The organism is Paenochrobactrum sp. BZR 201-1, assembly GCF_044987585.2.
Classification (GTDB): Bacteria; Pseudomonadota; Alphaproteobacteria; order Rhizobiales; family Rhizobiaceae; genus Paenochrobactrum; species Paenochrobactrum pullorum.
The window spans coordinates 17402-39460 of record NZ_JBJDRZ020000005.1 but is presented as its reverse complement, the minus strand read 5'-3'; the positions used below and the strand labels follow the sequence as shown (position 1 = coordinate 39460).

20 protein-coding genes are annotated in these 22059 nt (G+C 48.8%); 8 read left to right on the top strand and 12 right to left on the bottom strand.

Features of this window, described 5'->3' with window-relative positions:
- Nucleotides 1-3: 3 nt before the first annotated feature.
- Nucleotides 4-1407 carry an MATE family efflux transporter gene (locus tag ACI0FR_RS02920; RefSeq protein ID WP_374829201.1) on the bottom strand — a complete coding sequence of 468 codons (1404 nt, stop codon included), beginning with the start codon at nucleotides 1405-1407 and terminating at the stop codon, nucleotides 4-6.
- Nucleotides 1408-1628: 221 nt separating this feature from the next.
- Here ACI0FR_RS02920 and ACI0FR_RS02915 point away from each other — a divergent pair, with 221 nt between their 5' ends.
- Nucleotides 1629-1814 (top strand): tautomerase family protein, encoded by a 186-nt coding sequence (locus tag ACI0FR_RS02915; RefSeq protein ID WP_374829199.1) that lies wholly within the window; start codon nucleotides 1629-1631, stop codon nucleotides 1812-1814.
- A 64-nt stretch (nucleotides 1815-1878) separates the two neighbouring features.
- Here the strand turns inward: ACI0FR_RS02915 and ACI0FR_RS02910 are convergent, their stop codons facing one another.
- Nucleotides 1879-2655 (bottom strand): ferredoxin--NADP reductase, encoded by a 777-nt coding sequence (locus ACI0FR_RS02910; RefSeq protein ID WP_374830459.1) that lies wholly within the window; start codon nucleotides 2653-2655, stop codon nucleotides 1879-1881.
- Nucleotides 2656-2755: 100 nt separating this feature from the next.
- Here ACI0FR_RS02910 and ACI0FR_RS02905 point away from each other — a divergent pair, with 100 nt between their 5' ends.
- A complete protein-coding gene (locus ACI0FR_RS02905; RefSeq protein WP_374829197.1) occupies nucleotides 2756-3076 on the top strand; it encodes a hypothetical protein in 321 nt (106 codons plus the stop codon).
- Between the two features lie 22 nt (nucleotides 3077-3098).
- Complete coding sequence (locus ACI0FR_RS02900; RefSeq protein WP_404906636.1) at nucleotides 3099-3734, top strand: helix-turn-helix transcriptional regulator; 636 nt, start codon at nucleotides 3099-3101, stop codon at nucleotides 3732-3734.
- Here the strand turns inward: ACI0FR_RS02900 and ACI0FR_RS02895 are convergent.
- Nucleotides 3731-5188 carry an MFS transporter gene (locus ACI0FR_RS02895; RefSeq protein ID WP_404906638.1) on the bottom strand — a complete coding sequence of 486 codons (1458 nt, stop codon included), beginning with the start codon at nucleotides 5186-5188 and terminating at the stop codon, nucleotides 3731-3733. The genes ACI0FR_RS02900 and ACI0FR_RS02895 overlap by 4 nt on opposite strands.
- A gap of 393 nt (nucleotides 5189-5581) precedes the next feature.
- Here ACI0FR_RS02895 and nspC point away from each other — a divergent pair, with 393 nt between their 5' ends.
- Both nspC and ACI0FR_RS02885 read left to right on the top strand, forming a co-directional pair.
- Complete coding sequence (gene nspC / locus ACI0FR_RS02890) at nucleotides 5582-6679, top strand: carboxynorspermidine decarboxylase (RefSeq protein WP_404906639.1); 1098 nt, start codon at nucleotides 5582-5584, stop codon at nucleotides 6677-6679.
- Between the two features lie 75 nt (nucleotides 6680-6754).
- The gene (locus tag ACI0FR_RS02885; RefSeq protein ID WP_404906640.1) at nucleotides 6755-7996 is read left to right on the top strand and encodes a saccharopine dehydrogenase family protein; all 1242 of its coding nucleotides are present in this window, start codon (nucleotides 6755-6757) and stop codon (nucleotides 7994-7996) included.
- A gap of 77 nt (nucleotides 7997-8073) precedes the next feature.
- Here ACI0FR_RS02885 and nadC read toward each other — a convergent pair whose 3' ends face one another.
- The 6 genes from nadC to ACI0FR_RS02855 all read right to left on the bottom strand — a co-directional run bounded on the left by nadC (nucleotide 8074) and on the right by ACI0FR_RS02855 (nucleotide 14981).
- Entirely contained in the window at nucleotides 8074-8925 is an 852-nt protein-coding gene (gene nadC, locus ACI0FR_RS02880; protein ID WP_404906641.1) for a carboxylating nicotinate-nucleotide diphosphorylase, read from the bottom strand.
- A 20-nt stretch (nucleotides 8926-8945) separates the two neighbouring features.
- The gene (gene nadA, locus ACI0FR_RS02875) at nucleotides 8946-9920 is read right to left on the bottom strand and encodes a quinolinate synthase NadA (RefSeq protein ID WP_404906642.1); all 975 of its coding nucleotides are present in this window, start codon (nucleotides 9918-9920) and stop codon (nucleotides 8946-8948) included.
- Nucleotides 9921-9986: 66 nt separating this feature from the next.
- Nucleotides 9987-10880, bottom strand: a complete 894-nt coding sequence (locus ACI0FR_RS02870; protein WP_404906643.1) for an NUDIX hydrolase — start codon at nucleotides 10878-10880, stop codon at nucleotides 9987-9989.
- Nucleotides 10881-11056: 176 nt separating this feature from the next.
- A complete protein-coding gene (gene panC / locus ACI0FR_RS02865) occupies nucleotides 11057-11911 on the bottom strand; it encodes a pantoate--beta-alanine ligase (protein ID WP_374829181.1) in 855 nt (284 codons plus the stop codon).
- 109 nt (nucleotides 11912-12020) lie between these two features.
- The gene (locus ACI0FR_RS02860; RefSeq protein WP_461667879.1) at nucleotides 12021-13235 is read right to left on the bottom strand and encodes an alpha/beta hydrolase; all 1215 of its coding nucleotides are present in this window, start codon (nucleotides 13233-13235) and stop codon (nucleotides 12021-12023) included.
- Nucleotides 13236-13433: 198 nt separating this feature from the next.
- A complete protein-coding gene (locus tag ACI0FR_RS02855; RefSeq protein WP_404906646.1) occupies nucleotides 13434-14981 on the bottom strand; it encodes a VOC family protein in 1548 nt (515 codons plus the stop codon).
- 732 nt (nucleotides 14982-15713) lie between these two features.
- Here ACI0FR_RS02855 and ACI0FR_RS02850 point away from each other — a divergent pair.
- Complete coding sequence (locus ACI0FR_RS02850; protein WP_374829175.1) at nucleotides 15714-15956, top strand: hypothetical protein; 243 nt, start codon at nucleotides 15714-15716, stop codon at nucleotides 15954-15956.
- Between the two features lie 111 nt (nucleotides 15957-16067).
- Nucleotides 16068-17870 (top strand): long-chain-fatty-acid--CoA ligase, encoded by a 1803-nt coding sequence (locus ACI0FR_RS02845; RefSeq protein WP_404906648.1) that lies wholly within the window; start codon nucleotides 16068-16070, stop codon nucleotides 17868-17870.
- On the opposite strand, the gene ACI0FR_RS02840 is transcribed toward ACI0FR_RS02845, so the two are convergent.
- The 3 genes from ACI0FR_RS02840 to pgi all read right to left on the bottom strand — a co-directional run bounded on the left by ACI0FR_RS02840 (nucleotide 17859) and on the right by pgi (nucleotide 21375).
- Entirely contained in the window at nucleotides 17859-18581 is a 723-nt protein-coding gene (locus ACI0FR_RS02840; RefSeq protein ID WP_404906649.1) for an HAD family hydrolase, read from the bottom strand. The genes ACI0FR_RS02845 and ACI0FR_RS02840 overlap by 12 nt on opposite strands.
- Nucleotides 18582-18595: 14 nt before the next feature.
- Entirely contained in the window at nucleotides 18596-19657 is a 1062-nt protein-coding gene (locus ACI0FR_RS02835) for a succinylglutamate desuccinylase/aspartoacylase domain-containing protein (RefSeq protein ID WP_404906650.1), read from the bottom strand.
- Between the two features lie 68 nt (nucleotides 19658-19725).
- Nucleotides 19726-21375, bottom strand: a complete 1650-nt coding sequence (gene pgi, locus ACI0FR_RS02830; protein ID WP_404906651.1) for a glucose-6-phosphate isomerase — start codon at nucleotides 21373-21375, stop codon at nucleotides 19726-19728.
- A 206-nt stretch (nucleotides 21376-21581) separates the two neighbouring features.
- Between pgi and ACI0FR_RS02825 the strand changes: the two genes are divergently transcribed.
- Entirely contained in the window at nucleotides 21582-22040 is a 459-nt protein-coding gene (locus ACI0FR_RS02825; RefSeq protein ID WP_374829167.1) for a CoxG family protein, read from the top strand.
- Nucleotides 22041-22059 lie beyond the last annotated feature (19 nt).

Genomic DNA, 22059 nt, shown 5'->3' with positions numbered 1-22059 from the left:
CTATCAAACAAGCTGGCTCAAACGACGGGTTTCAATTTCGAGTAATTTTATCCAGCGCCTTGTCATCAACACGGCAACCATCGCAAGGCCTGCTGCCAAGCCAATCCAGATCCCCATACCCTTCCAATCTGCCCAGAAGGCCAGTGCTGCACCCAGCGGCAAACCAATGCCCCAATATCCAAGCAGCGCCAATAACATCGGAATACGGGTGTCTTGCAGCCCGCGCAACATACCGGCCGCAACCACCTGCCCGCCATCAAAAATCTGGAAAATTGCCGCCAACACCAAATAAGACATTGCCAGTTGGATCACTGCGGCATTGGCCGGATCATTTAAAGGCAAGAAAGCCCCGATGAAAACTTTCGGCATAACTGTCATCAAAAATGCCATGAAAGCCATAAAGCCGATGCCTAAAATATAAGAGCTCCAGCCGGCATAATAGAGCCCCTTGGCGTCACGCGCACCGTAAGCGCGCCCGACACGCACTGTCGCCACCTGCCCAAAACCAAGCGGCACCATAAAGCTCAAACTTGCAATCTGCATCGCGACCGCATGAGCTGCCAGTGATGTCGGGCTAATTTTACCCATCATCAAAACAGCTGCGTAAAAAATTGACGATTCAAACACGAAGGTCAGCCCCATCGGCAGCCCCAAGCGCCACAGTTCCAGCAAACGCGGCCAGTCAGGACGCCAGAAGCGGCCAAACATGGCATAGCGCCGGAACTTCTTATGGGTGACAATCACCATTGCCAACCCGAAGAACATCATCCAGCTGGACAAGGTGGTGGCAATACCTGCCCCGCGCAAGCCCAGTGCCGGCAAACCGAAATGGCCGAAAATCAAGCTCCATGCAGCTAAAGCGTTAAAGGCAATCGCCATCATCGCAATCAGCAGTGTCCAGAGCGGTTTTTCAAGTGCTGCCAGAAACGAACGCAAAACGATATAGCCAAGATAGGGCAACAACGCCCATTGCAAAGTGTGCATCAGCTCGATTGAGCGCGCCGCTACATCAGGGCGTTGACCGAGAGCGATGAAAATATGTTCCGCATTCCAGAGCATGATCCAGAAGGGAATGGAGATCATGATAGCTGTCCATAACCCCTGACGAACGGTGCGGCGAACCTCGCGCACCGAATGTCTGTTTTTACCCAAAGTGATCGCCACCATCGGCATAACGGCTGTGACCAGTCCCATGCAGAAGATCATGGTTGTGTGGTAAAAAGACGTTGAAAGTACCGCTGAAGCCAAAGTGTCAGGCCCCAAACGACCGATCAGAATCACATCGGTTGCGGTGAGAGCTGCTTGTGACAAATTGGTAAGGATGAGCGGCCATCCCAGCTTCATGGCACTGATGAATTCAGCGCGCCAGCGTGCTGTGCCGCTTTCGGGCATTACTTGTGTTGTCATGCAAACAGCCTCCGGCACTGTACCTCACTATTAGCGATTTACAGGTGAGCAATGCCATTATAAAAAATGTTATTCAAAGTGCTGATAAATCTTCAGAACTTAACCGATACCAGAGCTTTCGAGATAATCAACACCACAATTAGATTTTATGATGCTGATATAACATCATATCAATACTGATCCTTCTTACACAGCATCAGTCACAAAGGCAGGAGCGCATAATGCCACTGGTCAGAATTTCCATGTTATCCGGGCGTAGTGACGAGGAAAAGCATGAGCTCGCACAAGAAATAACGAAAAGCTTTGAGCGTATCTGGAATAATAAACCCGAAGCCATCACCATCATATTTGATGAGGTGGAAAAAACGGACTGGATTGTCGGCGGTGTGCCTTATTCCAAAAAATAATATAAAAAACACCCCTGTCTTGAACGAGACAGGGGTGTTTTTATTGATCATGAAGCATCAAGACTTACTTCTCGACAAATGCCTTTTCGATCACGAAGTGACCGGCTGTGGTCTGGCTGCCCTCTTCCAAACCCTGACCTTCCAAAATCTCGCGCATTTCAGCAAGCATTTCAGGGCTGCCGCACAACATCATGCGGTCGTTTTCTTGATCAAAAGCCGACATATTGATGTCGGAGAATAATTTCCCCGAGCGGATGAGATCAGTCATACGACCCTGATTTTTATAAGCTTCACGGGTAACGGTCGGATAATAAATCAGCTTTTCACGCACCATTTCGCCCAAAAACTCATCTTCAGGCAATTCTTTAGTGATGAAATCTTTATAAGCAAGCTCGGCCACTTCACGCACACCGTGCACCAAAATAACCTTTTCATAGCGCTCGTAAACTTCCAGATCACGGATGATCGACATGAAAGGTGCAAGGCCGGTGCCGGTTGATAAAAGCCAGAGGTTTTTGCCCGGCAACAAATTATCATAGAGCAATGTGCCGACTGGTTTTTTACCAGCCAGAATCTTGTCGCCAACTTGTAAATGCTGCAAACGGGATGTCAGCGGGCCATTCGGCACTTTGATGGAAAAGAACTCCATCTGTTCATCATAAATGCTACTGGCGATGGAGTAAGCGCGCAGCAATGGTTTGCCTTCAACTTCAAGGCCGATCATGATGAATTGGCCGCTTTGAAAACGAAAACCCTGATCGCGCGTGGTACGGAAAGAAAACAACCGGTCTGTCCAGTGATGAACTTCAAGGACGGTTTCCTGATTGAAATTGCTCATGATGGAATGTGTCTCTGCTTTGCTACCAGATTGATACCTGAGGGACTTGGGAAACCCGACAGGCTGATGAAATATTCAAAAAATAAGCGCTGTTTCATGAACCATGAAAACAGAGCTTAAATTCAAGTTCCCGGACTGTGTCCTGAACATGCAGCCATTGCGGTCAGGCAATATCAACGCGCTTGTTCGAACCACCAATGAACATGAGCGCCATTACCAATCCGGAATAATGTCTGACGCCGAAATAATCTTTATCAGCACAGACATCAAGCCTTTTTGCCATCCGGCACGGAAACGTAAAAGCACCAGCCATTGGTTGACTGTCGTATTCTTTTTCCTTGCCGCTTGCGCCCTTAACATCAATCGTTTATTTTACAAGGAATGTCTTTTTAAAATAGATTGCGTTGAAGATGTCAAGAAATGACCTACTAAATTCCGAAACTATCTTGGCACGTTCTCCCGGGCAGCGGATTTTGATGCTGTTAAAAATGCATGGCGCCAATACAGCCGCTGTTTTGGGTAAAAAACTGGGCATCACCGGTGAAGCCGTACGCCAGCAATTGGTAAGGCTCAATGAAGAAGGTTTGGTTGTCTCTTATTCACAAAGCCGCGGCGTGGGTCGCCCGTCGCAATATTGGGATTTGACGGCACTTGGTCACGCAAGATTTCCCGATACGCATGCGCAATTAACAGTGCAGCTTTTAAGCTCTATACGCGATTTATTAGGGCAAGATGCACTTGATATACTGATCAGCGCCCGCGAAAACCAAACGCGCGAGCTTTACCAGAGCGCCATGAACCAAACTACAAGCTTGACAGAGCGCGTGGCAAAACTGGCGGAACTTCGTTCGTCAGAAGGCTATATGGCGGAAGTGGAAACGGATAAGGACGGCAGATTGATTTTCATTGAAAATCATTGCCCGATTTGTGCTGCTGCAACAGCTTGTCAGGGCTTTTGCCGTGCGGAGCTTAATATTTTCCGCGCGCTTTTAGGAACAGATGTCAAAGTCGAGCGGGAGGAATATATCTTGTCGGGCGACAGACGCTGTACCTATTCTATACAGCGTCTGGAAGCACATTAAGCAGCCATTTCAACCGACTCTTCAGCAACCGGCTTTACAGCCCGTTGTTTGCGTAAACGCACGACGATGCGGGTCATGAAAATCGCCAGCACCGGCAAGGCCGTCAAGGAAATAAACAACCACAGAGCTGCATTGGCAACGCCGCCAGCACCACCCGGATTGCTCAAACCGGCCAGATTAGCGATAGTTCCGGCTAAGGCCGCACCAAAAGCTGTTGTGACCAACTGAACAGTGGTGAGTGAGGCAGACGCAATGCCTTGCTCGTTTTGCGGGGTGATCTGCAATACATTGGCAAGCAAATGCGGCCATGTCAGACCAACACTATAACCAACGATGAAAAGACTGATGCACATTGGCGCCAGATCAAGCCAGCTACCATGACTTCCGCCCGGCACCATCAGTGCCAGAATGATCAAACCGGTCAATCCAACAAAAGGCGCCGACACAATCACACGATTGGTATTGCTGGCAGAAAGGCTGGATGTCGTGAGTGAGCCCAATGTCCAGCCAAGCCCCATCAAGGCTGCCAGATAACCGGCAACCAATGGTTTTTGGGCATGTAATGTCTGGAAGAACAATGGGATAAAGACTTCACTACATGTGACCATCAAGCTCAACAACGCCATAGTGATATAAAGCGGCGCAAGCTTTTTCATGTTGAAAGCATCCCGCGGCAACACATGATTGGGCGATTTGCGCTCAATGACATAGGTCAATGCCAACAGTGCGATTGCCGCCAAAATGCCCAGTGCATTATAAAAGAAGGACGGTGAAAGGCTTGCCCATGACACCAGTAAAACGGCTGCGGTCAACAGCACCAATTGTGCCCAAGGCAAACCGCCCGTTTTATCCCCCTTGCCGGCTTCTTTCGGCAGAATAAACACTGCCAGCAAACCAAACAGCACAATCACCGGAATGATCGAACCGAACGCCATGCGCCAATGGCCATATTGCGCGAATACACCACCAATGGCAGGGCCAACCAGTGATGCCACGCCCCACATGCCGGAAATCAGCGCAATAGCAAAAGTCCAAAGCCGTGGTTCGAACACCAGACGCACCATCGAGAAAGACAAAGCCAGCAAAAAGCCGCCGCCAAAACCCTGCACACTACGCCCGGCGAGCATGATTGGCATGGAAGGCGCAAAAGCACATATCGAAGTGCCGATGGCAAAGATGATTGCAGCAACTAGATAGGCGTAGCGTGGCCCCACCTGACCCAGCAGGCGTGGCGCCATCATTGAACCCAAAATGGAGGCCGCTACGAAAAGCGTGGTATTCCATGCATAAAAATCAAGACCGCCAATATCTTGAATGACAGTTGGTAAAATCGTTGTCGAGATAAATACATTAATTGCATGCAGAGCCACACCGCCCACCAGCGTTAGACTGCGAATTGCATTGGAGCCGGAAAAAAGCTGACCCCAGCTTCCGGCTTGTTGTTGAGTTTGCATCTTATGTCCTTCAAACCAGCATTGCCGGCATAAAAGCCCTATCGCGAGTGAATAATTATTATGAATTAATAATCGCGGACTGCAAAAAGCAGTGAGAGCTATATCGATTGTCGACTAATCCCGACACTACATTTTGTCAAGACATCGCTTGGAAAATTATAAGTTGGGAATTTGATAAAAACTGCCTATATAGGATTAACAGCAGCGCTTAATATATTTGGTATAAAGCAATGTCGCATATCTAACCTGCAAAGCTTGGTATTGCGGTTCTTGGGTATTCTATATATTGCATAAGATAAATTAAGCAGCTGCATCTTTGTAATTACGTCACAAGCTTACTGTAAGCTTCAGGCTAAGTGCAGCAATTAACATTTCTTTCCCGATGGAATGCTCATGATCCAGACCCCTTATTACCTGATCGATAAGTCGAAGCTTTTGCGCAATATGGAAAAGATTGCTTATGTACGCGAGAAGTCCGGTGCCAAAGCACTGCTGGCTTTAAAATGCTTTGCTACATGGTCTGTGTTTGATCTGATGAACCAATATATGGATGGCACCACCTCTTCATCCTTGAATGAAGTGAAGCTTGGCCGTGAGAAATTCGGCGGTGAAACCCATGCCTATAGTGTGGCTTATGCCGATTATGAAATTGATGAAGTGATTGAAAATGCCGACAAGATCATTTTCAACTCGATCAGCCAGCTGGAACGCTTTGCCGACAAAGCTTCATCCATTAAACGCGGCCTGCGCCTCAACCCGCAGGTGAGCACTTCAAGCTTTGATCTGGCCGATCCGGCACGCCCTTTCAGCCGCCTTGGCGAATGGGATGTTACAAAGGTTGAAAAGGTGATGGATCGCATCAGCGGCTTTATGATCCACAACAATTGCGAGAACAATAATTTTGCCCTGTTTGACGAAGTTTTGAGCCAGACAGAAGAAAAATTCGGCTCGCTTTTGGAGCGCGCTGAATGGGTAAGTCTTGGCGGCGGCATCCACTTTACCGGTGATGATTATCCGCTTGATGCTTTTTGCGCCCGATTGAAACAGTTTTCCGAGCGCTTCCATGTACAGGTCTATCTGGAACCAGGTGAAGCTTCGATTACCAAAAGCACCACGCTGGAAGTCACAGTCCTTGATACATTGTTCAACGGCAAAAACTTGGCCGTTGTCGACAGCTCGATTGAAGCCCATATGCTGGATCTGCTGATCTATCGTGAGACCGCAAAAATGGTGCCTAATAATGGCAAACACCAATATATGGTTTGTGGTAAATCCTGCCTTGCCGGTGATGTTTTCGGTGAGTTCAACTTTGAAAAAGAATTGAAAATCGGCGATCGTTTGTCTTTTGAAGACGCAGCCGGTTATACTATGGTCAAGAAAAACTGGTTTAATGGCGTGAAAATGCCCGCTATAGCAGTTCGCGAATTAGACGGTCAAATCAATGTGGTTCGCGAATTTACCTTCGCGGACTTCGAGCAGTCTCTTTCTTAAACAGAAGGCTTGAAACCCCTTCTTTTTAAGAGACTTGGTAACTGGTGTAAGTAATTAAAAGGTGCATCAACATAAATGAAGAAGAACGTTCTCATCATCGGCGCCGGTGGCGTAGCACAGGTCGTGGCGCATAAATGCGCTCAAAACAGTGATGTATTAGGAGATATACACATTGCGTCCCGGACGGTTGAGAAATGCCGCGAAATTATTAAATCCGTGCATGACAAGAAGAACCTGAAAACTCCGGTTAAGCTTGAAGCTCATGCGCTGGATGCTCTTGAGATCGAAGCCACTAAAGCTCTGATTACCAAGCTTGGCGTCAATATCGTGATCAATGTCGGCTCGCCCTTCCTCAATATGTCTGTTTTGCGCGCTTGTATCGACACGGGCGTAGCCTATATGGACACAGCCATTCACGAAGATCCGAAAAAGATCTGCGAGACCCCGCCGTGGTATGGCAACTACGAGTGGAAACATGCTGCCGAATGTGAAGAAAAAGGCATCACTGCCATTCTCGGCATCGGCTTTGATCCCGGCGTGGTCAATGCCTATGCACGACTGGCTGCCGACGATTATCTCGATGAAGTTAAATCCATCGATATAGTCGACATCAATGCCGGCGATCACGGCCATTGGTTTGCCACTAATTTTGATCCGGAAATCAACTTCCGCGAATTTACCGGCACCGTTTATTCCTGGCAGAACCAGGAATGGCAGAAGAACAAAATGTTCGAAATCGGCAAAGAGTTCGATCTGCCGGTGGTTGGCAAACGCAAAGCCTACATGACCGGCCATGATGAAGTGCATTCGTTGTCGAAAAACTATCCGAATGCCGATGTGCGCTTCTGGATGGGCTTCGGTGATCACTATATCAATGTTTTCACCGTGTTGAACAATCTCGGCCTTCTCTCCGAACAGCCGGTTAAAACCGCTGAAGGTCTGGAAGTTGTGCCGCTGAAAGTGGTCAAGGCTGTACTGCCGGATCCGGCATCATTGGCTCCAAATTATGTTGGCAAGACCTGCATTGGTGACTTTGTGAAGGGCACGAAAGACGGCGCTGAACGCGAAGTCTTTATTTATAACGTTGCCGACCACAAAGAAGCCTATGAAGAAGTGGGGAGCCAAGGCATTTCTTACACTGCCGGTGTTCCGCCGGTTGCAGCAGCCATGCTGATTGCATCGGGTGAATGGGATACCAAGCGCATGGTCAATGTGGAAGAACTGAACCCGCGTCCGTTCCTGCACATTATGAACCATATCGGTCTTAAAACCCGCATCAAAGATGCAGATGGCGACCGCGCTCTGACATTCGAATAAGATATGAAAAAAAGCCCCCGACAGGTTTTGGGGGCTTTTTTAATGACGCCTATCAGCATGCAAAAGCTTCTCAGCGACTAAGCTTCAAAATCCAAGCCGATATCAAGATTTGGTGCACTATGGGTCAGCCAGCCGATTGATAAAAGGTCAACGCCGCTTTCGGCAATTGCCACCGCCGTTGCCGGTGTGATACCGCCCGATGCTTCGGTGATCGCGCGACCATCAACAATCTTCACCGCCTCCACCAACATAGCTGGCGACATATTATCAAGAAGCACCGCATCGACACCAACAGCCATTGCTTCATGTAATTGCTCAATCGTGTCGACCTCCACCTCGATTTTCACCATATGGCCGACATTGGCGCGCGCGCGTTTGATCGCCTCGCCAACACCGCCTGCCACCGCCACGTGATTGTCTTTAATCAGCACCGCATCATAAAGTGCAAAACGATGGTTTTTAGCGCCCCCTGCCCGCACGGCATATTTTTCTATCGCACGTAAGCCCGGCATAGTTTTGCGGGTGCAAGTGACATGTGCTTTGGTGTGGTTGACCGCCTGCATTAATTGATAGGTCACCGTCGCAATACCGGATAGATGGCCCAGCAGATTAAGGGCTGTGCGCTCCGCCATCAAAAGGCTGCGCGATAATCCACTGACCTTGGCAATGACAGATCCCGCCTCCAGCTCATCACCATCCTGGCAAAGTGGTTGAAACCCCACGCTCGGATCAACCAGTTCAAAGCTTAGAGCAGCAAGATCCAAACCTGCAATCACACCTTTGGTGCGGGCACGAAAAACCATTATCGAGCGATGATCCGCCGGAATAACGGCATTGCTGGTAATATCACCCGCAAGACCTAAATCTTCGGCTAAAGCAGCACGCACCAATGGCTCTATCGTGAAGCGCGGCAAAGAGGTTAATGTCATGATGATCTCCTGCTTATTTCTTATTTAACCGCCAGCATCCGCTCGACTGCAAGGCGTGCAGGTGCTGCAATCGCCGGATCAATCACCACTTCATGGCGGTTGTTTTCCAACGCATCACGGATGTTTTTCAAGGTGATCAACTTCATGTGCGGGCAGAGATTGCACGGGCGGATAAAATCCACTTGCGGATGCTGCACGGCCACATTGTCGCTCATCGAACATTCGGTCAAAAGCACAACGCGGGCAGGTTTTTCCGCAGCAACAAAATCCGACATCATTGCGGTGGAGCCGGAAAAATCGGCAACTTCTACCACTTCGGGTGGACATTCGGGATGCGCCAAAATCACCACGCCCGGATGGTTATCGCGCAGTTCGGCAATATCTGATGGCGTAAAGCGTTCATGGACTTCGCAATGGCCTTTCCATGCGATGATTTCGACATCGGTTTCACGCGCAATATTTTGTGCCAAAAACTCGTCGGGTATCATCAGCACTTTCGTCACACCTAAAGATTCCACCACCTTTTTGGCATTGCCCGATGTGCAGCAAATATCAGATGCGGCTTTCACTGCTGCTGATGTGTTGACATAAGTGATAATCGGCACACCCGGATGGGTCTGACGCAACAGAGCGACATCTTCGGGTGTAATTGAGTCTGCTAATGAGCACCCTGCCCCCAGATCAGGGATCAGTACTGTTTTGGACGGGTTCAGCAATTTAGCCGTTTCAGCCATGAAATGCACACCCGCCACCACAATCACATCAGCATCCGCATTGGCGGCCTCACGCGCCAATGCCAGACTGTCGCCAACAATATCGGCAACGCCGTGAAAGATTTCCGGTGTTTGATAATTATGCGCGAGAATAACAGCATTACGGCTGCGCTTGAGCTCTAAGATCGCCTCGACATCATCTTGATAAGACAGCCATTCGGCTTTTGGCAAAACACGTGCGACGCGCTGGTAAAGTTCTGAAACTGATGTGAATTGGTTCATGACCCCTCCTTATACTCTTTATGAGTATATTATGGGTGCGCAGATATACTCATAAAGAGTATAATGTCAACCGCGGGAGAGAGGTAATTTTGATCCGGTTAAAGCGCGTTCTTCAAGGATGGAGTGACGGAAGCGGAAAAGCTTGGCCGGACGCCCCCCAGTTTCGCTGTCGCTCTCGCCGGTTTCTTCCACCAAGTTCTGCTGCTCCATCAAGCGGCGGAAGTTTTGTTTGTGCAGACGTAAACCCGCCAGCGCTTCCACAGTGCGCTGTAATTGCAGCAATGTGAAGGTTTCCGGCATCAGTTCAAACACGACTGGCCGATATTTGATCTTGGCACGCAGACGTGCAATGGCGGTTGCCAGAATGCGCCGGTGATCAGCAAACATCGGCATACCAAACCCGCTTTGATGTCCCGCCTCTTTAACCAAACCAGCTTCGAATAATAATTCATAGCGTTGCAGGGTCAGGTCTTCATTCCAGCCGCCATCATCAAGCCCAAAGGCAAAAGCAATGCGGCGATGACGATAGCTTGCCTGTTTGGCATCACCCGCCATATTCGCCCAATTTTTAAGTGCTATTGCGATTTCATCCAAACATTCAGGCTGCCCCTGACGATGATCTTCCCACGGAAAATATTCATACCAGCCGCGCCAACCAGCACCACCTTGAGCCGCCGGATTTTCCCGTCCCAAACCTAAATAGCTGATCGAAATGGTGCGCTGACCATCAAGATGACGATCACGGTCGGCAAATGTGTAAAGCTGTTCCAGATAGCCAAGCGGACAATTGGTTTGTGCCTGCACCCAAGCCCGCAAACCTGCTTGCAGCGAGCGATGGCCCGTTTCAAACGGCCCCGAAGGCAAGGCTGTGCCCTGACTGATTGTCATCACGCGCGGTTCTTCCAGTGTGACCGCCGCCAAAACCGCGATCAACTCTGTATGGGCAATATCGCTTGTCACGTTAATAATAAATTTCCTGCATTAAAGCGTAAAAAACAAAATCAATCATAACCCGAACAGACGTTCAAAACAAATAGTTGCCAAGATTTTACAATCAGGTTGTCGCATGTTTTCAACCGTTGCGTAGCCACAATACGGTTTTCACAACAAGCTGAGAGAGAATAAGCTGAACCTGCCTATCTTTTGACCTTGAAAACGCGATTATCCAACAGTTTGGTTGTGCCGATCCGCACAAAAAGGGCGACCAGTAAATCATCATCTTTTAAAGAACTGACACGTTCCAATGTATGAGGATTTCTAACCGCCACCATCTCTGGCTCCGCCAAGGGTTCGGTTCTGATAAAATCACTCAAAGCCTCTTCCAAACCGGCTGCATTGAGTCCCCCTTCGGAAACCAATTTTTCAGCCAATACCAGCGCCTGCGGAACGATAACAGCTGCCTTTCTTTCGCCTTCGCTCAAATAACTATTACGCGAAGAATAGGCCAAACCATCGGGCTCACGCACTGTCGGCACTGCGATCACCTCAACAGGCATCAGCAGATCTTCAACCATACGCTTGATGATCACAACCTGCTGAAAATCCTTCTCGCCAAAATAAGCACGATCCGGTTGCAAAATATTGAAAAGCTTGGATACAACAGTTGCCACTCCTGCAAAATGGCCGGGGCGCACTTCGCCTTCCAATTGCGAACCAAGGGTCGGCACATCCACCACCGTCTGCATGGGTTGTGGATACATTTCACGCACCGATGGCGCAAATAATACATCGACACCGCCTGCGCGCAATAAGCTAGCATCACGCTCCAAATCACGCGGATATTTCGACAAGTCTTCATTGGCGCCAAATTGCAGCGGATTGAGAAACACCGACACAATGGTGAAATCATTATTCTCGCGGGAATGGCGCACCAGTTCCATGTGTCCTGCATGCAAATATCCCATTGTCGGCACGAAACCGACAGACTTCTCAAGCTTGCGTTGACCGGCAATCAGGCTGCGCAGCTCAGAGATGGTGTGGATAATTTGCATGATGCCTCCGCGATATGTCTATGCGTGCATCTGGTAACGATTTTTCTGCCCGAAAACAACAAAAAGTCCGGTATAAATGAATATACCGGACTTCTGTATCAGTCATCAATTACTGACCTGTCGCACTTTCTAACGTGCCGCCAATCGCCTGACCAAAACGGTCGATCTGCTGGTTATAAGTGCGTCTTGTCGTTGGGTCGAAAATCGCAATTGGTGTACTGACCGCAACAGAAGCAGCGCTACCTACACCTTGCCCGACCCCCAAGGCCACGGCACCAATACGCTCACCCAAACCAATATCGGAATCGGTGATGGTTTGTCCGGCAACGAGCCGCTTGCCGATCAATTGCACCACTTCAGGACTTTCAGCAAATTTACCATGATTAAGACGGTCACCAACCTTCAGCTTGGTAAGATCAATGACGGTAATACCTGTTGCCTCCAAGGCCGAGCGATAAGGCTCTTGTCCGGGATTGATTTGTCCCAAACGATCAATATTGCCCGCAATACGACGCGAGACTTTAAGTGCGCGATCATCCTGCGAAACAAAAATTGTCATTTTCGGCGCTTGTTTCTGCATGACACGCCATTGCTGGCTAAACACATCCACGTCCAGATCAGGCGACGCCAAGATCACATCCTTCACCTTCGGCATGATATGTCCGTCACGGATGGCAATCTGGCGCAAGGTTTCCATGGTCAGCCATGTACCCATCGAATGCGCCATGATGGTGATATCTTTAACTTTTGGATGGGCGGCAGCCGCACGGATCACCTCTTCCAGCGCATCGCGCGAATAGGTGGTGCTGTCTTTATCATAATTATAATCGAAAATGCTGGCGCGGGACGGCCATGTGAAAATGATCGGCGCTACTTTTGCTTCTGAGTCATGCACAATCTGCGCAAAACGATAGACCGAATCTTCAAATGTATTGTTGAAGCCGTGAATGAAAATCATCACGCTGCCATTGGCAGGAATATGTTTATCAAGCCATTGCTTCTCGCCGTCTTTTTGCTCAAGACCGGCGACACGATAAGTGGTAAACTCTTTTAACGGATTAGCAGGCAATCGTTTTGGCCATTGCACCTGTCCGATTGTACGGTTGGCATCCGGCGGAATCGAAATACCAATATCGGTTACAATCAAACTGCTGCCACGTTCTCCTGAAAATAATGTACGCGGATCATAGGTCGGCATACGTGTGGTTGTAACCAGCAAATCAACCTTGGAAACGCTTGGCTCATTAACAGGAACCGGTATCAAAACCCCTTCCGGTCGTGAAGCGCAACTGCTCAGCACCAAGCTGAAGGCAAGAATGCACACTATCTGCCTGAATGAATTGAGCAAGAAAAACCCCGTACAACTATCTTGAAGACTGCGGCAGTCTGTTTGATCGCAATGTCAGAGTCCAGCGTAAAGACAAGTTGTCCGGTGCTTTTTTATGTGCGAGACGTAAAGTAGCCACATAATTAAAAGCCAAGACTAAAAAAACCGCCCTGAACAACAGAACGGTTTCACTTTTTAGAATTGCTCAAACCATTTTTGACTGCGACTGATATCTTCTTGCGACAGATTATGACCCGCTTTAAGCATGTCTGCTTGCAGCTTAGCGGCGCCAAGTTTCAGCGCCTCCACCAAAGGCTTGGCAAAGCCGCCGTAAATATCATCCTCTCCGTTCAGCATCAGCAGGCAAACATCTGATAAATCCGTCACGGGTGCATTTTCCAGCACCTCGCCACCGCGCAACAAAATCACCTTTTGCAACACATGCGGATGCAGACGCAAAATAGCTCCAAGCAAATTAGCTCCATTGGAATAACCCAAAAATACCGTTTTGCTTAAATCCACCTGATAAGACTTCACAATGCCTTCCACAAAAGCCATGAAGGCTTCCGCTTCAAATGCAATATCCGCCTGATCAAAACGGCTCATCGTTATACGCTTGAACCAGCGATGCACACCCTCTTCGGTTGCACGTCCCCGCACCCCGATCAGCGTGGCGTTGGGCGCAATCTTATGCGCCAATGGCATCAGATCATTTTCATTGCCACCTGTGCCATGCAACAGCACCATAAATGTGCCATCCGGATTTTTCGGCTGGTAAATCCGGTGGATGAAAGGCAATTCACGGTAAATAACCCGCTCCTCACCTGGCAAAGCAAATTGCGGCAAACGCAAGCTGTTATCACCCAAATCACCTTCGGATGCGGGCGGCACAAACAAGGTTTTACCAAGATCAGCCAGCGCTTCATCCACGCTCATGCCCGGCGCATCGGTGGCAAATTCAATCAGGCTGCCGCCCGGTTCACGTACATATAGCGAATGAAAATATTTACGGTCATGCACCGTCGTTTCCACCGCATTAAGCTTGGAAAACTCAACAGAAATGGCATCAATCTCGCCTAAGTTTTTGGCACGAAGCGCAACATGATCCACCGTACCTGTGCCCTGCATTGCTTCCCAAAAACCGGTTGCATCACGCACATCCAGATAGTCACCGCTTTGCGAGGCAAGACGGCTGATTGTGTCTGTCCGCAAATCCGGCTTCAAACCAAAATGCTTAACCAGAAAAGCCTGTGTCTGCTCCGGCACTTCCGACAGAAGCGTTACGCCTTGCAAGCGCTGTACTGCTGCGAAGGTTGGAATATCACCAGCGACGGCCGCATCAGGCGATTTTAATGTGGAAGCAACCAGCTTGACGATTACACCATCAGGGTCTTTCATGCGTAAAACAGTTTCGCCCATTTCCACCTTCGGCCCTTCAATGGCGATGTTATGGCGCAAACCACGTTCCATCCAAAAGCCGATAGCGCTTTGATCGATAGCAAGCGCAATTTCGCTGATCTGGCCGTGACCGGCACGCCCGCGCACGCCGTCTTCCCAGACCAGAAATGTTACCAGTGAACCCGGATTGCCGTGCTGATCGCCGTAAAACAAATGCAGCTGCTCGGTATCTTCATAACCGGCCGTTTGCTTGACAAGACGAAGCCCAAGAAAGCCCGCATAAAAATCCACATTCGGCTGAACCTTACCGGTAATCAGAGTGACATGATGGATGCCGTTGCTCATGGTTTTTCGCCTTTACATTATTGTTATTATACATCTGGCGCAGATATAGGCACTTTTTCTCAAAAGCCAAAGAGCAGCAGACCGAACACAATGTGTATCAGGCAATGACAATAGAACGGGGGAAAGTAATTGGCGCACAAAAAATGAGCAAAAAAAAGGCCGCGCGGGAGGAGGATGCGCGGCCCAATCTTTGAACGCGGCTGGGAGGAGGAGTGCCGCATTCCGGTATCGGACTTTGGGAGGAGGAGTAAGTCCGATGACGCATATATACCGATCTAAATCGTTTAGATCAACGAACAATCATGCATAGCTGATATGCAAAAGAGGCAAGAGAGCATCATAAAACCAGTTTCAAATATAAGAAACCATCGTTTTTCAATGCTTCTGATGCTGCATGTCCCCGACATAAGCCTTGGCCACTGCTTTCCTCATATATTTTTGCATCAAGCACCAAATAGTTTGAACCGCTTTTTGAATGCAAGCTTATGTAGGCACACAGCTTTTGCGTTTAGCGGCAGTTTTCAAAAGCAGCGAATGAATGACATTCATTTCAGAAATATATGTAAATTCGGAAATTACTATTATTACAATAAATACTGTATAGTTAAAATTATTACTTACATAGAAAATGTATTATCAAAAACAAAGCAGATTGCAATCAATATTATTATTTTTATTCTTGCACTATTTTAAAGACGGCGCATAATAACAATGGGAACGAGGAGAAGAAAAATGGCAGATATCACACATGGACGCTGGATAGAACGCAAAGGCCAGTTTGATACAGGCAGAGTGAGCGGTCACCGCACCTTTCAAACTGTTCGTTCACATAGCCGCACCGCCAATATCCCACAAAAGACCAACGCCATTCATCCGGCTACAGTCTTTTTAGGCATTATGCTGTGTACACTCATCGCACCTGCAGCCATTTTAGGCTGGGCACTTTTCCACGCCAGTTTCAATATAATTAACTGATATCGGTGAATAAACTGCTTGATAAAAGCTTTTGCCAGTGTAACTCTGCGGCACTGAATGACAGATTATGACGGTCAACCCTCAGGAGGAACCATCGTAAGGCGGATTACGATGGAATGGGGATTGACAGCTGCCGGTGGAACCAAAGATTTTATGACAGCCGATAATGCGCTTGAACATGCGCCAGACCCTCATCGCTCTGTGAGCAATTCAAGCGCAACAGAAAAAATCTGGCTGAAATCCTATGCACCTGAAGTGCCGGAGAATATCCCTTCTCCCGTATTCAATTCTATTTCCGCCATGATCACCGATGCCTGCAAGCGGTTTGATGACAGACCAGCTTTTACCTGCATGGACAAGTCGCTAACCTATCGTGCGCTTCATGAGCAATCCGGTTGGCTTGCCGCTTGGTTAAGCACCAAAGGATTGGTTAAAGGTGATCGCGTTGCCGTGATGATGCCGAATATTTTACAATATCCACTCAGTATTGCCGCCATTTTGCGCGCAGGACTGGTCGTGGTGAATATCAATCCGCTTTATACGTCGCGCGAGCTGGCGCAACAATTGAATGATTCCGGTGCCAAAGCCATCATCATTCTGGAAAACTTTGCTACCACACTGGAAAAAGCCCTACCCGAAATTAAAATTCCGGATATTCAAAAGCCACATATTTTGGTGGCGAGCATGGGCGACATGCACGGGCTAAAAGGACATCTGATCAATCTGGTGGTGCGCCGCATTAAAAAACTGGTGCCGCGATGGCATTTGCCACATTATACGCGTTTTAAAGCAGCGCTGAAAATCGGGCGTGCTCATGCTGTTCCGATGCCTGTTTTAAAGCGTTCCGACCTTGCTTTTTTACAATATACCGGCGGCACCACCGGCGCTTCCAAAGGCGCAATGCTGTCTCACGGCAATATTCTGGCCAATCTTGATCAGATGCGGCTTTGGCTGGATGTGGCTTATCGCATCAAAGGCAAGCCAGATGATGTCAATTATATCTGCGCCTTGCCGCTTTACCATGTCTTTGCACTCACTGTGAATGCGATGATCGGCATCCAGCAGGGTGCGCGCAATATTCTCATTCCCAATCCGCGTGACATCAAAAGCTTTGTCAAAGAGCTGCAAAAATATCCGTTTCATATTTTTCCGGCACTCAACACGTTGTTCAATGCTTTGATGAACAATCCGGATTTCAAAAACCTCAATTTCAAGCCGCTGATTCTCACCCTAGGCGGTGGTATGGCAGTGCAAAAACCTGTCGCAGAACGCTGGCAGCAAATGACAGGTTGCCTGATCACTGAAGGTTATGGGCTTTCTGAAACATCGCCGGTTGTTGCGGCCAATGGTTTGGATGCCACGCAATTTACCGGCACAATCGGCTTACCAATGCCCTCCACCGATATTGCTATTCTGGATGATGACGGCAACTATCTGCCGCTTGGAGAGGTGGGCGAAATTTGTGTGCGCGGCCCGCAATTAATGCTGGGCTACTGGCAACGCGATGACGACACTGCCTGCTCATTCACCAAGGACGGTTTTTTCCGCACCGGTGATTTGGGCTTCATGGATGAAAATGGCTACACCAAAATTGTTGACCGCAAAAAGGATATGATCCTTGTCTCCGGCTTCAATGTCTATCCTAACGAATTGGAAGAAGTGTTGGTTGCGCATGATAGCATTAAAGAAGCCGCCGCCATCGGTGTACCAGATGCAATATCCGGCGAAGTGGTCAAACTCTTTATTGTGCGTAAGGATCCTAATTTAAGCGAAGAAGAGGTGAAAGCCTATTGCGCCGAGCGCCTGACCAATTACAAGCGCCCGCGCATGATCGAGTTTCGTGACGAACTGCCGAAAAGCAATGTCGGCAAAATTTTACGCCGCAAATTACGAGACGCAAATTTAAGCAAATAAAGCCGGAATATCGGCAACAGAGGGCAAAACAATATCGGCGAGCGGTTCTAAAATATCCGCTCCCGCATTGCCAGAAAGCACACCGATGCTCAAGCCAGCCTGTGCCGCATGCGCGGCCTCCATATCGTGGCTATTATCGCCGACCATTGCTAATTGCGACAATTCAATGCCGGTTTTTTGCGCAAAATAAATCAAAGGATCGGCAAATGGTTTTGGCCGTGCCGCCGTATCATAGCCGATAAAGCTCGAAAAAAAGTGATCAATGCCTAGCAATTGCGCGGTTTTCAGTGCTCCCGCTTCAGAATCATTGGTGCAAATGCCCAGGATAAAACCCTGCGTTTTGAGTGCTTCCAAAGCCTCATAAAGCCCATCAATCGCCACAGCTGATCGCGGGCCCGCCTCAAGGCTTGCCTGATTGTAGCGGTCAACAATTGCAGATTGTGTGACAGCATCAATATCGGGGTGCCACAGCGCCACCATTTCCTCAACCGTTCCCGCAGCAATTACCGAATTGCCGCGAAAACGTTTGGCTTCCCAATCATAGCCGCCAATATCCATCAAATGACGGGCTTTTGCCTCGTCACCATTGGCGGCTTTCTCCGCCATAGAATAAGAGAACGCAAACCATGTGCGTTCAAAATCAATCAAAGTGCCATCCTTGTCGAACAGGATGGCACGGATTGATTTCAATTTGTCAGCCAATTCGCTCATGCTTCCAAAGCTCATTATGCCTCTAAGGCTCCGGCACGTTTGGTCACTTTAGAAGGCTTGTCGCCCAACAGTTTCAACACGTCATCACCACGGCGCAGATAGCGCAAAGAACGGCGTGTTAGAATGCGCCCTGCCTGCGGAGCAGTCAGAACAATATCACCACTCGGGCTTCCAGGGGTTGTGACGATTGTCGCAAGCTTTGCACCTTCGCTTACCACATCACCCGGTTTCACATGATAGAAAACCATGCCGCCTTGCGGGGCGCGGATCATTTCCACATGGGTGAGCGGCGTAACAAGACCTTGATAATCAAGGTTTAACTGTACTGAACCGTCTTCAATAACACCGCGATGCACTAAAAACTTATAAAGTCCGGCAGCATCTTCTGCGCCCTGCTCTGCATAAACATCGCTTAAGCCCCGAAACTCAACCGTCGTGACAGCGCGACGTTTCATATTGCGTTGATCACGCGGTATTTGCAAAACAGGATGCGCACAAGCTTCTTCGAAAGCGGCATCAGCAGTGGTATCCCATGCCAGAATAGCGGTGGAATTCAGCGCTACGGCCAAATCTTTCATGTCTTCGACGAAGTCTTCAGCAATATAAAGATAGTTTTCGCTCTCATCATCGCAGTGCAGATCCAGCACAATATCATGCGGCAATGCAAAGCGTAGCAGAGCCGCCTTCAAGCGCTTGATCAGTGCTTCCGGCGCATCCGGTTGCGGCAGATTTGATGTGTCAAAGTCCGGCAACAGCGGAAAAGCGCGGTTGAAATTGACCGCTGAAAATGTATCAAAACGGCCTTGATGCTGGTATGCCTGCCACTGGTTGGAAGCAACCGGATTGGCCTGTGGCACCACGGTAATATTGCCTTTGATGCGCCCTTCATCAGCCGCCTTTTGCAGCATCGGCACCAGAAAATGAAGTGCTGCCTGCCCCGGCAATTCACCACCATGAAGGGATGATTGCAGATAGGCAGTTGCTGCCGTTTCATCATGGCCTTCAAAACGCAAAACACGCAGTTCAATTTCATTGCCCGGCACATCACCGGCAAATTTAATCAATTCCGTCTTCATGAAATCTCAGCGCTCCTCCATGCCAGATTTGCCGGTTCGCTTTGAACCGGCAATATTTCCCGACAATGTCAGTGTTTGCGACGTACATGCAAGTGATTTACCAGCCCTTGCGTTGAACTGTCACGATTGCCAACTGGTTTGTCACCCGTCACCACATCGAGCAATTCGGTGGCAAGCTCCTTGCCAAGCTCCACGCCCCATTGGTCAAACGCATTGATGCCAAACAATTGCGCCTCGACAAAAACACGGTGCTCATAAAGCGCAATCAAACGCCCAAGCGCAAATGGTGTCAGCAGATCATGAACAATGGTGAGAGAGGGACGATTGCCGGAGAAAACACGATGCGGAGCGATTTCTTCAGCACGCGCTTCATCCATGCCCTTAGCCAGCAATTGCGCGCGCGCTTCTTCCAATGTGCGGCCTTTCATCAAAGCTTCAGATTGCGCCAAGCAATTTGCGAGCAGCATTTCATGCTGATGATCAAGCTGCGGCTCATGCGATTTGCAGCCAACGATAAATTCCAGCGGTATTGTATCTGTGCCTTGATGCAACAACTGGAAGAAAGCATGCTGACCATTGGTGCCAGGCTCCCCCCACACAACCGGCCCTGTCGGCCCATTCACAGGGGAACCATCCAGCATCACGCTTTTGCCGTTTGATTCCATATCCAATTGCTGCAAATAAGCAGGCAAACGGGCAAGGCGCTGATCATAAGGAATGACAGCACGGCTGGTATAATTGCAGATGGCGCGATGCCAATAGCCAATCAGCCCCAGTACAACCGGCATATTTTCAAGCAATGGTGCATCGCGGAAATGCTGGTCCATTGCATGCGCACCGGCCAGCATTTGCGCAAAATTTGTCCGACCAACTGCGATCATCACCGGCAAACCGATAGCCGACCAAACCGAATAACGGCCACCAACCCAGTCCCAGAAACCGAAAACACGAGTTTCATCAATGCCAAAATCTGCCACTTTATCAAGCGCTGTGGAAACAGCGACAAAATGATCAGACACTGCCGCTTCGCTCAAATTCTCTACAATCCATTGACGCGCGGTCTGTGCGTTGGTCATGGTTTCAATGGTAGTGAAGGTTTTTGAGGCAATAATGATGAGCGTTGTCGCCGGATCAAGTGCCCCCAGCACATCAGCAATATGTGCGCCATCAATATTGGACACGAAATGTGTACGCGGTCCGTCATGATAAGGGACAAGCGCAGTGGTCGCCATCACCGGTCCCAAATCGGAACCGCCAATGCCGATATTGACGATATCGGTAAATGCTTTGCCGGTTGCACCTTTTAAATGGCCGGAACGAATGGCATCCGAAAAATCACCCATACGCGCAAGCGTTGCTTTGACTTCGGGCAATATATTTTCGCCCGCGACCAAAATTGCATCCGACGATGTGTCACGTAAAGCCACATGCAAAACGGCACGATTTTCACTGGTGTTAATCGGCTCGCCGGCAAACATTGCTGCACGGCGCCCTTCCACATCGGCAGCTCTTGCAAGTCTTGCCAAAAGCTGCATAGTCTCTTCATTGGCCAAACATTTTGACCAGTCGAAAAGCAGGTCATCGAATTGCAGCGAGAATGATTTAAACCGATTTAAATTTTCGGCAAAAGCTTTGCGCATATCTTTTGGTGCAGATGTGCTCCAATGGTTTTTAAGCGCTGCAACTGCCTCGGTTACCTGAGCTTCATTCCGTGCCATTTAACAACTCCCGAATCAAATTTAGCCAGAGTGTAAACTAAACATTCATAGTTTAGTATTTTGTTGGCATGCTTTCACGAGGATTTCAGCAAAAGTGCCAGATTGCATAAAACAATATCACCGCTGGTAATCGTCTTTCATCAACTACGTCTATAACAGTCTTTAGCATTCATGCATGAAGTCTAAGCAACAATTATGGAGATATAATGGATTTGACCGGTGAAGAGCGCATATCAGCCCCTCGTGAAGCAGTGTGGAATGCGCTCAATGACATTGAGACGCTGAAAGCTGCGATTCCTGGTTGCGACAATTTGGAGCGAATCAACGAACATCAAATCAGAGCCAGTATAAAGGTGAGTTTTGGAGTCATAAAAGTCGGCTTTCACGGGCTTTTGGAGCTTTCCAATATGGTGCCGCCGCACTCTTATACCATCTCCGGAAAAGGGGAAGGAACCATTGCCGGTTTCGCCGAAGGTGCCGCTGATGTGCGCCTCACGCAAGATGGTGAAGAAACAATTTTATCCTATGCAATACAAGGAGATGCAGGCGGGAAAATTGCACAAATCGGCACCAGGATTCTAGGCTCTGCAGCACGCAAAATTGCTGACCGGTTCTTTGCCAATATTGGTGAAGCTGCTGCCGCGCAAGTCGCCGCAAAAAACTAAAACCATCATCTTCTCTCGC

Excerpts from the sequence above, each read along its gene's own strand:
- ACI0FR_RS02920 (WP_374829201.1), bottom strand. The coding sequence starts at position 1,407 with ATGACAACACAAGTAATGCCCGAAAGCGGCACAGCACGCTGGCGCGCT.
- ACI0FR_RS02915 (WP_374829199.1), top strand. The coding sequence starts at position 1,629 with ATGCCACTGGTCAGAATTTCCATGTTATCCGGGCGTAGTGACGAGGAA.
- ACI0FR_RS02905 (WP_374829197.1), top strand. The coding sequence starts at position 2,756 with ATGAAAACAGAGCTTAAATTCAAGTTCCCGGACTGTGTCCTGAACATG.
- ACI0FR_RS02895 (WP_404906638.1), bottom strand. The coding sequence starts at position 5,188 with ATGCAAACTCAACAACAAGCCGGAAGCTGGGGTCAGCTTTTTTCCGGC.
- nspC (WP_404906639.1), top strand. The coding sequence starts at position 5,582 with ATGATCCAGACCCCTTATTACCTGATCGATAAGTCGAAGCTTTTGCGC.
- ACI0FR_RS02885 (WP_404906640.1), top strand. The coding sequence starts at position 6,755 with ATGAAGAAGAACGTTCTCATCATCGGCGCCGGTGGCGTAGCACAGGTC.
- nadC (WP_404906641.1), bottom strand. The coding sequence starts at position 8,925 with ATGACATTAACCTCTTTGCCGCGCTTCACGATAGAGCCATTGGTGCGT.
- nadA (WP_404906642.1), bottom strand. The coding sequence starts at position 9,920 with ATGAACCAATTCACATCAGTTTCAGAACTTTACCAGCGCGTCGCACGT.
- panC (WP_374829181.1), bottom strand. The coding sequence starts at position 11,911 with ATGCAAATTATCCACACCATCTCTGAGCTGCGCAGCCTGATTGCCGGT.
- ACI0FR_RS02855 (WP_404906646.1), bottom strand. The coding sequence starts at position 14,981 with ATGAGCAACGGCATCCATCATGTCACTCTGATTACCGGTAAGGTTCAG.
- ACI0FR_RS02850 (WP_374829175.1), top strand. The coding sequence starts at position 15,714 with ATGGCAGATATCACACATGGACGCTGGATAGAACGCAAAGGCCAGTTT.
- ACI0FR_RS02845 (WP_404906648.1), top strand. The coding sequence starts at position 16,068 with ATGGAATGGGGATTGACAGCTGCCGGTGGAACCAAAGATTTTATGACA.
- ACI0FR_RS02840 (WP_404906649.1), bottom strand. The coding sequence starts at position 18,581 with ATGAGCGAATTGGCTGACAAATTGAAATCAATCCGTGCCATCCTGTTC.
- ACI0FR_RS02835 (WP_404906650.1), bottom strand. The coding sequence starts at position 19,657 with ATGAAGACGGAATTGATTAAATTTGCCGGTGATGTGCCGGGCAATGAA.
- pgi (WP_404906651.1), bottom strand. The coding sequence starts at position 21,375 with ATGGCACGGAATGAAGCTCAGGTAACCGAGGCAGTTGCAGCGCTTAAA.
- ACI0FR_RS02825 (WP_374829167.1), top strand. The coding sequence starts at position 21,582 with ATGGATTTGACCGGTGAAGAGCGCATATCAGCCCCTCGTGAAGCAGTG.